Origin of the sequence: Pseudomonas corrugata (assembly GCF_050920615.1) — a bacterium.
Taxonomy (GTDB): Bacteria; Pseudomonadota; Gammaproteobacteria; order Pseudomonadales; family Pseudomonadaceae; genus Aquipseudomonas; species Aquipseudomonas corrugata.
Window position 1 is genome coordinate 1,973,237 of record NZ_CP130434.1, and the last position, 13,695, is coordinate 1,986,931.

Consider the following 13,695-nt stretch of genomic DNA (forward strand, 5'->3'; position numbering starts at 1 on the left):
ACGCTCTGCGTCTCCAAGAGCCGAACGCAGAGCGTCCGTTGAGGCATTCCCACGCAGAGCGTGGGAACGATCAACTGCTGCTGGGAGAGAACGGCACCAGTGCCTCCCTAGACGACTACCTGCACTTCACCGTCACCGGCAACGGCGCATCGGTCATCGCCAGCATCAACGTCAGCGCCACCGCCGGCGCCACGCCGAACCAGACCATCGACCTGGCCGGCATCGACCTCGCCAGCCACTACGGCGTGACACCGGGAGCAGGGGGGATGATTGCGGGCGGGGCGGATACGGCGAAGAACCGCATTACGCAAACGAAGCCCCGCGCGCCGAAATCGAAGCCACGCCGGTCGGCCTCAAGGCGCACATTGCCCGTCAGTTGGCCTCCGACGAAGAATTCGAGCTGCCCTGCGAGCTGGACCTGGGCGATGACCTGGACGACTCGGAACTGCGATAGAGCCTGGCTCCCGGGGGCTCAGGTCGGCGAGCCTTCTTCCAGCTCGCGGGTATCGGGGTAATCCTTGGGAGGGCGCAATCCCGGAGGAAATCCGAAGGCGTCCAGGAACAGTGGGGCAGGTCCTAAGGATTCAACTCCAACATGAGGAATAAACCAGTTGTGAGGGCGCTTATAGACATAGCCGTATTTGATGCTGACCGTGTAATAGCTTCCGTCTCCTGAATTTTGATGCGTCCAATATTCCGATAGGTTGGGGTCGGGAACACCGCTTTCGTTTGTGCCACCCAGCGTCCAGTTATACCCCTGTTGCATATCCCCCCATTCCCCAAACAGGGTCCCTAACCCCCGCACGCCCTGTCCTGAAGTCAAATGCCCCGGTGCAGGCAGTCTGCCACGGCCCGCGGCGGCGGACCACGTCTCGTAGCCATAAAGTCCTGTGAACCATAAGGCCGCTTGTTTCATTGCAAAGGTGGCACGGTTGGGGGTCGGTTGCGCAGCGTCCGTTACCGTAAAGGTAACTTCATGATAAGTGATTCTTGTCACTTCACCGGTTTCTGCATGGATGGACGCCCATGCGGAATTCGATGCAGAAAACAAATAAGGAGGCCGTCCTCCTGCCACGTTTATTTTGAAACGTGCGCCATTGAAGCCTGTAGTCGGGAAGCCGCTATCGGGCGCGAACGAATACTCCGCGCCACGAGGCGAAGCGGTCAGCGAGACCACTCTGATGGCCTCCACCACCGTGAGGGTGCGTGCGTTGGAGTAGACATTGCCACTGTGATAGAGCGACTTTGCGTACAGCCGGCGAGGGCCCAGTTCGACCGTTATCTCGAGTTCCCAAATGCCGGACGCGTTATCAGCGGTTGCCTCACCCTTGGAGACAGGGTTGGGGTCATTGCCTTCGAAAATTTCGACTTTCCGGCCTTTGCTGGCTTGGCCCGACAGTTTCAAAGTGGTGCTGACGGTGGTGGTACCGTCCGGGATCTCCACCTCGTTGGCGTCCTGGACGCTGTCGAGGGTAGGGAGGACCAGCGCAGAGCCAAGATGAATATCCAAACGTTTGGTAGGCGACCGGTTGACGTTGCCCAACTGGTCGAAAACCACGAACTCCGCCAGCGTATTGGGATTGTCACCCGCCTGTTGAAAGGTGTCGGTGAACAGGGTTTTCACCACCGGTATCGAACTGTCGGTGATTTCCCATTCAACCGTCGCATTGCCCAGCAGAAGGCGAATATGGTCGTAGTCTCGCCGGTGGCTGTAGTCGAAGCCGAACTCCACGCCCTGCGCCGCCCGCTCGGCGCTGACCCCATCGTTGACAACGTCGGGCGGGATCACCAGATCCAGGCCTGTCGGTGCCGGCTCACCGGGTGCGCGCAGGTGATACAGGACATGCAGGTCCCTGGAGGGCGCGGCGTTTTCACCGGGGCGGGTCACTTTGTAATGCAGCCTGTTGACCCCATGAATCAACTGCCCATGGGGGATGTACAAGGGGAGGCGATCCTGCTCTTCCCCCGGATCTACGGTCTTGCCGGCGACGGGAGTGGGATCGTCATTGACGAACAGGTCAGCGCGATCATAGGCCGCCATTGTCCAGGATTGACGCTTGAGCTCCGTCCACGGATCAATCAGGCAGAGAAGCCCCTGAGGCTGGCCGTCGTAAAGGCTTTTGGGAATCCCACCATCGGCGATGCCGGCCGGTTTCACTGGGGTGATCCAGCCTGGAATGATCACGGGATACAGCTCGAACAAATCGTCCAGGGTAGAAGATTGGATATCCATCGGATTCTCCTGGCAGGTAACGGACGTTAGGGGTATCACACGTCAGGCCGAGGCAATTGCCTACTGTCAGAACTTACAGGTGAGCGCGGATTTAAGACGAGCGGTGGTGTGGAGTTGGCGGATGCCTCCCCAGAGTTGCTCGGGGGCAGACTTCTATGGTGAGAGGCTTATCCCAGTCCGACTGCGCGACAGTCGCAAAACGGTTGACGGGGTTGTTCTGTTGCACCGCGTCGTCCGGTTTGGGGGCGCTTCGCACCCCAGCGGGGATGAATCCCCTCGCCACAGGAGGTGTATTGTCTTGGCTAGCGCTGGTTGATCGTTCCCACGCTCTGCGTGGTAATGCAGCCTGGGACGCTCTGCGTCCCCAAGAGCCGAACGCAGAGCGTCCCTTGAGGCATTCCCACGCAGAGCGTGGGAACGATCAAGGGCGGAGTGGCTAGCGCTGTTCGACGTTATCCAGCGCACGGTTCGCTCAGCTCGAAGGCCAGATCACTGACTATGGCATTGGCCGAGGCGAGGGTTTCGCTGAGGTTGGCGAGCAGGACTTCAGTGTCGATGCCATTGACGACGGCAAAGAGCTGATTGTTGATCGTTCCCACGCTCTGCGTGGTAATGCAGCCTGGGACGCTCTGCGTCCCTCAGGAGCCGAACGCAGAGCGTCCGTTGTGGCATTCCCACGCAGAGCGTGGGAAGGATCAAGGCGGACGCCCGGTTCGCCTCTTTTGAACAGGAGCTACTCCTGCTTCCCCCGGATCGTGTAGGTTCGTGACGGAAAGGTCACCGCCTCGGCTTCGACGTTGCGTTGGTCAAAGGCAGCCTTGAAACCCACCGTTAGCGTACTGCCATCGCGTAACCCCTGAAGGTCGCCAAGCGATGCGGTGCTATTGGTTGCGAAGCCATCTGATACCCATTTGTCTGAGACCCGGCTCCCGTTGGCATCTCCCCATAGGGTGCGTTCATAGTCCGAGCCATCGATCTTCGTACCTGCCAGGTGCAGCCATACGTACTGGCCTGCCGCGATATGTGGCCAACTGTCGATTCGCACGCTGGCGCTGCCGGTTAACGTGTTCACGTCCAGTTCCGGACCGTCACCATTATTGGCCGCTTGCAATATCTTCGGCTTGGCTCGCAGCAGATCGTCTTGGGAGAGAGGCAGTACCATCAGACTGAGTGGAATCGACGTCGCTGGTTCCACGTTGTGGTGGATGACCGTGTAGGTGACCGTCACCGACTTGCCCAGGTTAAAAGCCATCACCGTGTTGGGGATTGGGATTTCCAACCCGGCGCTGACCAATGATTCGTCCGAAGTGTATGAACCCCCCGCCGGTGTTCCCGGTGCACCGGCCCAGGTGACCTTCAGTTTGTCGTCGGGAAGCAAGCCGATGCTGGTTGGCACCATGACGGTCAGCGAGTCCTCGGCATCGATCGGGTTCAAGGTGGTGCCATCGGCCTCTTTCACCGAAGGAGGGAACGGTAAGACCTGCCCATGGACGGTATATGTACGCAACGGGAAGGTCACCGCCTGGGATTCGTCCGTGCTTTGGCTGAGCGCGGCCTTGAATTCCACGCTCAATACACTGCCGTCGCGCAGGGCCTGCAAGTAACTGTAGGGGACCGGGGCTTTCAGGTAGCGGCGATCATATTCCGACGGCGTAACCCGCGACGGGGCCTTCCACACCGTGTAGTCGTGCCTGGTGCCATCGGTTTTTTCTCCCCTCAGACGCAACCATACGTACTGGTTCTTGGCCATGTGCGGCCAGCCTTCAATGCGTAACTCGACATCGGGGTTTGCCAGGGCCAGGTCAAGCTCAGGCCCTTCGCCATTGTTGGCCGCTTGCAATATCTTTGGCTTGGAGACCAGCAGATCGTCCTGGGATAGAGGCAGTACCGTCAGACTGAGTGGAATCGACGCCGGCGACTCCACGTTGTTGCGGATGAATGTGTAGGTAACCGTCACCGACTGGCCCAGGTTAAAAGCCACCACCGTGTTAGGGATCGGGATCTCCAACCCGGCGCTGACCAACGATTCGTCCGAGGTGTATGAACCCCCGGCCGGTGTTCCCGGCGCACCGGCCCAGGTGACCTTGAGTTTGTCGTCGGGAAGCAAGCCGATGTTGGATGGCACCCTGACGGTCAGCGAGTCCTCGGCATTGACCGGGTCGAGGGTATTCCCGTTGGCTTCTTTTACCGAAGCGGAGAGGGGGGCTATCTGATCGTCTGGATTGAAGCTGAAGACGCTGCCGTCCGTAGCCGAAAGGTCAACACCAACGACAGGCAGGAAGCGCCCCGTGTGCAGGAAGTAATCCTTCTGAAAAAAGACCGCGTTGGGTTTTGCTGCGACGGTTGTGTAGAAAAAGGCTTCTAGCGGAAGTTGCTCTCCGATGTCCTGCGGCCATTTGGCGAGGATGATTTCATTCTGCTCTCTCTGTACAGCGGGATCCAACAAAGCTCTGGCCTTGAGGCTGACATCAAAGGGTATTGTTTCTCCTGTGAAGCTGCACAACGTATGTTTACTGGCCAGCGCATTGAAATGCGCTAGCCATTGGTGTTCGTCAGTAATGCCTTGTTCGGCGCACGGTATGCTTGTTTGCGGTGCGCCGGAATGTTCATTGCAACTGTCCGAGCGATAAAAAGTGGCCCCGTCATAAGGATAGGCACAGCGTACCGTGAGCGGGTGGGCGGTGGGGGCCGCTAACTCTTTCAGGATCAAGCCCTGGTTCTTGGCCCAGGCGAGTTTGGGCACATACACATCTGCCCGCATATAGGAAAATGACACACCGTTGCGCTGTATGGAGCCGGGACTGGGATTCCACGCCCGAAAATCCAGTGAGGCATCGGTGGTTCGAATCAGCACGCCACTGCAGTTGTAGGCGGGTGTATCGCCCTGGCACGCCGCTGCCGTATTGGCGTACCGGGCATTGAGCCGAGACGCTACTTGATAACCGGCGTACAACTGATCCTGGGTATTGAAACCAAAGACCGCATCCGGAGCATGGTTCAGATCCATTCGCAGGACCGGCAACCACTCTCCGGTAGCGGTGAAGTAATCGCGTTGGTCCTTTTGCGCGTCCAGCAGGGCCCCTGTTTGTGTCGTGTCATAGAACAGGCCCTGCAAAGGCAGCCGTTCAGGTGCCTGGGCATCCCAGTTTCTGATCTGCAACAGGTTAGGCTTGGCGGCCCACTCGGAATCGATGAGTTGGTGGGCGACCAGGCTGGCCTTGAACTGCGCGGCCACGCGGCTGCTCAACGAGCATTGCTGCTCAGGCTGTTGGGTCTGTTGCTGAAAATGCGTGAGCCAACTGGAGGCGTCACTGATCCCCAATGCGGCGCATGAACTGGGATCTTGCGTGGTGTTCGTCGCAGTTGGCAATCCACAACCATGGTCGGGGCGATGACCTGAAACGGTCATTTCGAAGGGGTAGGCGCACAACACGTCGAGAGATTTACCCACGCCAATGGCCGTGAACGAATCGGAAAACACGATTCCATTTTTTTGCGACAACTGGCGAGTATCGAGATCGGCCCGTAAATAGTTGAAGCGCTCGGCACCTGATTGGATGGACGCGGCGTCATGTGTCCAGAAGGTGTCCGAGCCTTGACTTCCACGTACCAACACGCCACTGCAGAAGTAGGCCGGCTTGTTGACCGGGCATTCGGCAACGGTGTTCTTGTAGCGGTTGTTGAGCAGTTGCGCGACTTCGGGGCCGGTGACCGCAAGCGTCGGGACACTGGCGAACAGCAGGGTGAGTACCAGGGTTTGCATGAACACAATGGGATAGCGCATGAGCTTGATGCTCCTGGTAAAACCCTTCAATCAGTCACTACCACCCTTCATTATCCGGGTTGGGGGTGATGCCTTGGATCAGTGCCTGCGTCGATGTGCCCAGGACCGTTTGATCCTGCGGTTCGAAACTGAACGGATGACCATCGGTGGCGAGTAGATTCAAGCGCACGATAGGCAGGAAGTTTTCCGCGTGCAGGAAGTAGTCACGCTGAATGAACGCGGCGTTCGCGAACCCCGTTGCGCTTCCCGAGGTATAAAAAAGCGCTTCGAGTGGCAGCTCTTTGGGAATGTCGTCGGGCCAGGCCGCGATGATTATTTCGTTCCATTTCAGTATCGCTGGGGGACTGCTGAAGGTCGGGCGTACAGCGATGCTGAGTTGGAACTGAGCAGGGTTGCTAGCGAATGCACAACTGTTTCCCGGGTTGCCGGCGTACCTGGATTGCCAGGCGGCGACCGTCGTCACGCCCTGAGACTCGCAGCTTGCGCGGCAACTGTCAGGAATCGAGGCGGTCCCGGCGTTGGCCGGATAAGCGCAGCGCAGGGCCACCGGATAACCTGTCGGGGCGAAGGTTTCCCTGAATATGAATCCCTGGGTGCCCGCGAGCTGTTGGGTGCCGACATCGGCTCGTACGTAAGAAAATGAAACACCGTTACGACTGATCGAATTCGGGCTGGGATTCCAGGCGCGAAAACCGGCCGAGGCATCGGCGGCCCGAATCAGGACACCATTGCACCTGAACGCCGGTTGCTCGCCCTGGCAGCTCGCAGAGACATCGCCATACCGCGCATTCAACTTCGATGCGACTTGATAGCCGACGTACAACTGGTCCTGCTGGTTGAAGCCGAATACGGCCCCCGGTGCCTGACTCAGGTTCATGCGCAAGATGGGCAACCAGTCACCCGTTGCGTTGAAATAATCCCGCTGATCCTTTTGGGCGCCGAGCAGGGCATCCGCCTGCGTTACATCGTAGAACAGACCCAGAATCGGCATCTGCCTGGGAGCGTTGGCATCCCAGTTCCTGATCTGAACTTGCATAGGCAGGACCGACCAGATGCTGTTGAGGCTTTCGTGGGCGATCAGGCTGGCCTGGAATTGTTCGGCCTCAAGGCCGCTGAAAGAACATTGGCCAGTAGGCCGCAGGTTTTGCTGACGAAAATGTTCGAGCCAGCCTTCAGCGTCGCTGACGCCTTGGGCTGCGCAGGAAGCGGGATCCGTTGCCGTACTGGCATTGGCCGCGATCCAGCCACAGCCGAAGTCGGGCCGGTCGGCTTGCGGGGTAAATTGGAAAGGGTAGGCACACAATACGTCCAGGGCTTTGCCCTGGCCGATGGCCGTGAATCCATCGCTGAGCAATACGCCGTAGGGCAGCCCCAGGGATTGCGTGCCAATGTCGGCGCGCAGGTAGGTGAAGCCTTGTGCGCCCAGTTGCGACGATATCGGATCATGTTTCCAGAACTCCCCCGATGCCGGACTTCCCCGGGCCAATACGCCGCTGCAGGCATATGCCGGTTTTTGCGCTGCGCACCCGGGGGGGGCAAACTGGAAATTACGATTGAGCAACTGTGCGACTTCCGGGCCTGTCGCCGCATCGACCGTCATGGCTATCAGGGCGACAATCGACACCAGCCAAGCGACTATCCGATGAGTCATTCCTTTGCTTTTGGCTACGAATAACCCATTCATGGCGAGTAAATACCTACCACTTGATGGTGTGTCTGGGTGTCCGAGCCATCGGCATTGTCGTTGACGGAGTCGCCGTTGAGGTCGTACTGCCAGGCTGTTCCGGCGCCCAGCGCGGTGCCGGTCCAGACGGGGTAGTTCAACCAGCCCAGATAGGTTCCCACACCTTCTTGCAACCCCGCTTTGTACAGCGTCCAGAATTGCTTGATCTGCGTCAGCGTCACGGGCTCGAGGCCGGCCTGCGCACAAAGGTTTTTCATGCCTTCCCAGTCTGCGTTATGGGTCAGGAAATGCAGTTCCTGTATGCCCTGGATCGTCAGTGAATAATGCTGGGTTTGGGGCGGTGTGCTGCTGTCGGTGGCGCTGATGGTGCATTGCCCGTTGCGCCGGGCAGTGACCTGGCCGCTGCTCTCATCGACAAGCGCGATGTGAGCGTCGCTGCTGCTGAAGGTATAGGGACCGCTCCCCCAATCCGCCGTGCGCGTCAGGCGAGCGTAGTCCGGCACTTGCAACGGCGGCTTTTCGACGGCGGCGATGTAGTTCCTGCCGCTCAGGTCGAGCTTGGCGTCGGCTTCGAAGCCTGCATACAGCCTCAGTGGCAGCACCGCAGATTTCTGTGCCGGCCCGACGCCTTCGAATTGCACCTCGTAGTAGATCTCCACGACGTCGTCCCGGGCGTTATCGATAAACACCTGGGCGGTTACGGGAAACTCAACGTCCTTATCCACCGCACCGGCAGCGATTGGAATGTAGTCGATGAGTTCGTCATAAAAGTACAGCGTGACGATGTCGCGAAACTTCATTGGGATGTAGGGTTCGATGCGGACTGTCGCACCCTCGGGCGGAAGGTTCGCCGGGTCCAGCACCTCATCCGGCGCTTCGTCCACGGACGCTTCTTTCAGATCATCCAGAGTCGTTGGCATGTCGACGTTTCCTGAGGAGGTAGAGGATTACCGAACGAGGCCGGCCAGCCGATTGGCTTTGAGTGCAAGACCTCTTGAAGCCGAGTTGGCCGTGTAGGAAACCTGGCCCTCCAACTTGTCTTGCTTGGCACTGCTGTCTCCCCCTCCATCGGGATGCCCCCAGGTCACCACCCGACCGTCGGCAGTCAGCGCCACGAAGCCGTGGGTGTTGCTGTAAAGCGCCTGCACTTGCGTCAGTTCTCCTACGACGCTCGTGGTATCGCCGCCGACTGTTGCATTACCCCACGCCACCACCGTGCCGTTTTTCCGCAAGGCGGCAAATGCCATCGACGAGCCGGTCACCTGGACGATGTCATCCAGTGTGGCGATATCGTCTGGCACTAGACCACCTTCCGCTGGCCTGCCCCAAGCCACGACATGGCCGTTTCCTCGGCGTGCGGCGAAGGCGCGCCAGGTGGAGGATATTTCAACGATGTCGGTGAGCCCTTCAATCAAAGGGTCAATCGTGCCGCCATATTCAGCGGTTCCCCAGGCGACGACCTGGCCGGTGGCGCGCCGGGCGGTGAAGGCTTGGGCATTGGCGCAGCTCAACTCAGTGATATCGGTCAAGGCCGCGATCTCGGGCGGTACGCTGGCACCATAGGTATCGTGACCCCAGGCGACGATCCTTCCGTTGCCTCGATGGGCGGCAAAGGCCCCGAAGCTGCCGATAACGGTTTTGATATCGGTGAAGCCTTCGATGTCGGAAGGCACTGTTCCACCGTTATCGGCAAGACCCCAGGCCACCACCTGTCCGGTGGCCCGTATCGCCGCGAAGGCCTGCCCGGCGGAGATCACTTCAAGAATGTCGGTAAGATTACCGATTGCCTCGGGAATCGTGCCGCCGTCGGTTGCGACGCCCCAGGCAACTATTCGGCCATTGGTTTTCAATCCGGTGAAGGCCGTGGCGTTGCCCACGACCTGGGCGAAGTTCAATGGATCGATCCCGGTCATGGCCCCACCTTCGGTCTCGGTTCCCCAGGCCACTACGGCACTGTTGGCGCGCCGGGCCGCATAGGCGCTGCGGGTGCAACTCACTTCAACGATGTCGGTCAGGGTGATGATGGTAGCGGGGATCTTGCCGCCATAATCCTCGTTGCCCCAACCGACGACGTCACCCACATCGCGATGGGCGACGAATGCCGCGAACCCGGTCACGGTAGTGTCTATCCCGTTGCCGATGATGTTGGCCGGATTGAGGGCAAGTTGATCGTCGGTCGTGCGTACCTGAAGGGGTTGATGCGGCTGGGTGTCGCGCCAGGTGGCGGCCGTTGTCCAGGCCGTTTCGGTGGGGTACTTCCACTGGGCCTGTATCGGTTGACCGGTGGTGGCATTGAATGCGCTCAAGATTCGGCTGGCGGCGGAGGCCCTGTAGGTGCTGCGGGTATAGCGGGCACCCATGACCTTCAGGGTTCCAGACCCGATCACGCGGCGAACGTCGTACTCGGTCGGTGTTGACGGACCGTCCGTGCCACCGGCCTTGCGTGCGACCGTGTAGTCCAACGCAATGCTGTTGCCCTCATTGGCGTTGATTACCGCGTGGGGCACTTTGATCGACGCCAACTCCTTGTCGGCTTCCGTTGGCAGGACTGTGTGTGAGTAATAGGTGGTGGCCTGTCCCTGCACCGTTACGGTGATTTCATCATCGGTCTTCAATTGTGCGGTCGCCGGGATGATGACAGTGGCACCGTTGGGGTAGGCGTCATCGGGATTCAGCTGGTCCTGTCCCGGGCCAGTCGCTTCCCTGAAGGTTGCCTCAGGCAGCCTGAACGCCTGGTGTTGTACCAACAGCTCGTAATCCTCGCCGGGTTGGTCGCCTCCTTCGAGCAACTCGACCCGGTAGCTGACGATGACGGTTTTATCCTCACTGGCCAGCACGATACTGCGGGGTACCGGGAACTCGACGGGCTTGCCCTTCATACTGCCGGTGATCGATTTGTCATCGGTGTGAGTTGTTGCGCCATCGGTGGTGGCCCACGTGACATAGAAGTGATCGCCGGCATTTTCTGCACGGTTGGGTTCGATGTCGATGTGGGCGCCGCCCGTTGCATCGGCCGGATCCAGCACATCATCGATGGCCTCGCGTACCTTGGCCGGATCCAGCAGCGGCTGTCGCGCTTCACCGATCACAAATTCCAAGGGGGTTGCATAACTGTACTTACCCGTGTCGAAGCGCAGGATGTCGTATTTGACGGTCAGTTCTTCACCACGATGAGCCTCGAAGTGCTGCTGCACAAATGCAGCATTGAGGGGGAAATCCACATTCTTGCCGGCGTTCAGCGCAGTGAGGGTCTTCGAGTCGTCGAAGAGTTTTGTGCCTTGGGCGTCGAACAACTGCCAACTCACCACATCCCCGGATTTGGTCGGGTTCGCCACGGGGGCGGGACACGTGACCTTGCTGGTGCCGTTGGGCAGGTCGCCCGGTTCCAGCGCGCCGTTCTGCTCGCCGACGACGATGGCCCTGACCAGTTCGAACTGTGGCTCGCCCACATTCACGGGCGCTGCATGTCGGGAGCCACGGCTGACGATCTCGCCGTTTTCGTCGCTGAGCAGGTTGTAGGAAAGGTCAAGCGTGCCGCCCTCAAGGGTCTTGAGGTGGCGACCGTCGACGGGAATGAAGAAGTCCTCCTTGGACTCGACTTCGTCCCGGCTGGGGAAGTACCACTCCAGTTCCGGTTCGTAGCTGCTTTGGTCGGGACGGGTACCGAACCATTTGAGTTCGATGGCCATGTCTTCCTCGATGCGCTCATCGAATGGAATGCGGATCCGGGTACTGGTCAGGTCCGGATCGAGCGCACCGCCCTGGGCGTCCTCGGCAATGGGCGCCGCCAGGAGATTGGGCTCGCCGATGATGTTGATGAAGCGGCCCTTGGATTGCTGGATGATCGTGCCACCGCGTTCCAGTTTGTAGGAGAACACTGCCTGGGTCTTGGCCAGGGCGCGGGCGGCGCTGTTGGGCAACAGGACATTGACCACGGTGGGCGGGTTTTCTTCGATCGCTTGACGAGCGGTTTCCTCGATAGGGTCACCGTCGAGCGTGGTGCCCTTGATGCGCATGATGATCACATCGTTCTTGGCGAATAAGGTGGTATTGGCGGCCCAGACCTGTAGTTGGAGCGCTGCATCGCCGAGGGTGTCCAGGTCGAGCAGGTTGCCGTCGGCCTGTTCGAGAATCGGCGCCTCCAGTCGCGAGTTGCCGGTGTCGACCACCAGGCGCGTCTCTGGGCACCAGTCCTCGGAAGCATTGTTGACTCGGTCATGGATCTTGAACGTCACGGCCAGCCCCTCGGGGCCGGAGTCTCCGGCTTCGTCGCGAATGACCGTTTCGCTGACATGGACGATGATGGGGTTGTTGCCCGGATCATCGATCTGCGCCTGGCTGACCGGATCGGAGATCACCTCGACGCCGCCCCAGCTCAAATAGATCAGGTCGCCCTCGGCAATGTTGGGGTAGGGCTGCGGGCTGGGGCTGCCCGGCTTGGCCTTGATGGTGATGTCGACGCCGTTCCGGGCGTCGTCGTCGTCCACCCCGTTTTCGACGAGCTCGGGGTCAATGTCCATATACAGTTCGGAATGCGAACCAGGGTCCGGATCGGTATCCTGGCCGCCGGGCAGTTCCAGCTTGACGTACAGTCTGACCGGTGGGGTGTAGGTTTCTTCTGTCTGGCTGGGCCGTTTGACCACATAGGTCAGCTCGTAGGAACCGGTCTGGAGGCGTCCCGGTGCGACCCACAAGGTCACGCGTTCACCCACTTCGACAGGTTGGGTGATGGTGTGCTGATCGACCTGGCCGCCGTCCAGCAGCAACTTGACGTTGTCGCCTATGCCCGTGCCTGTGATCGGCCAGCTGGGAATGTGGACCTTGAGTCCCTTGTTGGGATGAGTGCCCAGGACGGCGGCAAGGTTGAGGCCCCACTCACCGGAGGGCAGGTCCTGCTCGGAGCGTCCGGGAATGTCCGGCGCGCGCAGTGCCAGCGGAGCAGGGTATTTTCTGGGTTGATTCAGCATGGGGGGCACTCCAGTCGCGGCGGGGACGATGGAGTGATTTATGCCCGGGGACGAGGGGAGTGGCTACTGTCAGAACTTACAGGTGTGGGGCGGTTGTAGACGAATGGTCGGTGTTGGGCATGTTCCCTGTGGCGAGGGAGAGCTCCCGTTCGGTCGGTCCGACGCCTCGGGCGCAGCGACCGCCGAAAAGAAGGCCTGCTGCGCAGTCCAGCCGGAGCAAGCTCCCTCGCCACAGAGGTGGTGTGTCAGCCAGCACGGTCTGATCGTTCCCACGCTCCCGCGTGGGAATGCCGCCTGGGATGCTCCGCGTTCCGTTTCTGGAGTTGAATGAAAGAGCCTACTGGCCCGGATCGACGTTATCCAGCGCCCGGTTCGCCAGCAATCCCCCCAGCTCGATCAATTGCTGAATACCCAACGTCACATGTTGTCGAGAACCGTCCAGTTCGAAGGCAAGATCGCTGATCATGGCATCGGCAGAGGCCAGGGTTTCACTGAGGTTCGCGAGCAGGCACTCGGTGTCGACGCCATTCACAACGGTGAAGAGCTGGCCTGGCGGCGGATTCGTGTCGGGCTCGGGTTTGAGGTAGAAGTCGAGGGCGCGTTTGGCGGCTTTGTCGAAGGCTGCTGGGTTCGGATCGGTGTCTGGCGGATTGGGTGTTGGTTTGAACATGGTTGAAGCTCCAATGCAATGAAAGAGGAACCATCACCCTCTCGCTACCAAACGAATTAGGGTGGCGGCCATACGAAGGTTGGTAGACCGGGCATTGGAACCGGCGTCTCCGGAGAGACCCTGCGCATGGCCACCAAAAGGCAAAGCGCATGGATGCGCTTGCAGGAGGTGACGCTATGCACCAACGACCCGGGCTACCAAACCCGATCACTGATAAATCAGCGACCGGAAAACGATAGAACCCGCTCACCAGGTGCACAAGCCGGCGGATTCTGGCGCAGTTGTAGGCAATGGCGCAAGAAGGTGTAGCCCCGAGCGGCCGTGTCCTACATCAAGGCTTACAGTCTTTCGAAAATA

Annotated in this window: 6 protein-coding genes and 3 pseudogenes; 2 read left to right on the top strand and 7 right to left on the bottom strand. The window is 59.7% G+C overall.

Translation table 11 applies throughout. The annotated features are described in order from the left end of the window. Positions 1–68 precede the first annotated feature (68 nt). Positions 69–293 (top strand): annotated as a pseudogene (locus tag QZH45_RS08920) (type I secretion C-terminal target domain-containing protein); the annotation flags it as partial. Then, positions 287–451, top strand: a pseudogene (locus QZH45_RS08925) (YecA family protein); the annotation flags it as partial. The pseudogenes QZH45_RS08920 and QZH45_RS08925, both read left to right, overlap by 7 nt. A 21-nt stretch (positions 452–472) precedes the next feature. On the opposite strand, the gene QZH45_RS08930 reads toward QZH45_RS08925, so the two are convergent. The 7 genes and pseudogenes from QZH45_RS08930 to QZH45_RS08960 form a co-directional block, all read right to left on the bottom strand. Continuing rightward, on the bottom strand, positions 473–2,233 hold the full coding sequence (locus QZH45_RS08930; protein ID WP_053192900.1) for a hypothetical protein: 1,761 nt from the start codon (positions 2,231–2,233) through the stop codon (positions 473–475). A 452-nt stretch (positions 2,234–2,685) separates the two neighbouring features. After that, positions 2,686–2,820 (bottom strand): annotated as a pseudogene (locus tag QZH45_RS08935) (DUF6124 family protein); the annotation flags it as partial. Positions 2,821–2,966: 146 nt separating this feature from the next. Beyond that, positions 2,967–6,017 carry a hypothetical protein gene (locus QZH45_RS08940; RefSeq protein ID WP_069018497.1) on the bottom strand — a complete coding sequence of 1,017 codons (3,051 nt, stop codon included), beginning with the start codon at positions 6,015–6,017 and terminating at the stop codon, positions 2,967–2,969. A 37-nt stretch (positions 6,018–6,054) separates the two neighbouring features. Further along, complete coding sequence (locus QZH45_RS08945; protein ID WP_174549820.1) at positions 6,055–7,668, bottom strand: hypothetical protein; 1,614 nt, start codon at positions 7,666–7,668, stop codon at positions 6,055–6,057. Between the two features lie 29 nt (positions 7,669–7,697). Further along, positions 7,698–8,621: an Ig-like domain-containing protein gene (locus tag QZH45_RS08950; RefSeq protein WP_055135436.1), complete on the bottom strand. Its 924-nt coding sequence runs from the start codon at positions 8,619–8,621 to the stop codon at positions 7,698–7,700. Between the two features lie 27 nt (positions 8,622–8,648). Then, a complete protein-coding gene (locus QZH45_RS08955; protein WP_069018498.1) occupies positions 8,649–12,668 on the bottom strand; it encodes a hypothetical protein in 4,020 nt (1,339 codons plus the stop codon). Positions 12,669–13,005: 337 nt separating this feature from the next. Continuing rightward, positions 13,006–13,338, bottom strand: a complete 333-nt coding sequence (locus QZH45_RS08960) for a DUF6124 family protein (RefSeq protein ID WP_024781257.1) — start codon at positions 13,336–13,338, stop codon at positions 13,006–13,008. Positions 13,339–13,695 lie beyond the last annotated feature (357 nt).

Excerpts from the sequence above, each read along its gene's own strand:
- QZH45_RS08950 (WP_055135436.1), bottom strand. The coding sequence starts at position 8,621 with ATGCCAACGACTCTGGATGATCTGAAAGAAGCGTCCGTGGACGAAGCG.
- QZH45_RS08940 (WP_069018497.1), bottom strand. The coding sequence starts at position 6,017 with ATGCGCTATCCCATTGTGTTCATGCAAACCCTGGTACTCACCCTGCTG.
- QZH45_RS08945 (WP_174549820.1), bottom strand. The coding sequence starts at position 7,668 with ATGACTCATCGGATAGTCGCTTGGCTGGTGTCGATTGTCGCCCTGATA.
- QZH45_RS08930 (WP_053192900.1), bottom strand. The coding sequence starts at position 2,233 with ATGGATATCCAATCTTCTACCCTGGACGATTTGTTCGAGCTGTATCCC.
- QZH45_RS08960 (WP_024781257.1), bottom strand. The coding sequence starts at position 13,338 with ATGTTCAAACCAACACCCAATCCGCCAGACACCGATCCGAACCCAGCA.
- QZH45_RS08955 (WP_069018498.1), bottom strand. The coding sequence starts at position 12,668 with ATGCTGAATCAACCCAGAAAATACCCTGCTCCGCTGGCACTGCGCGCG.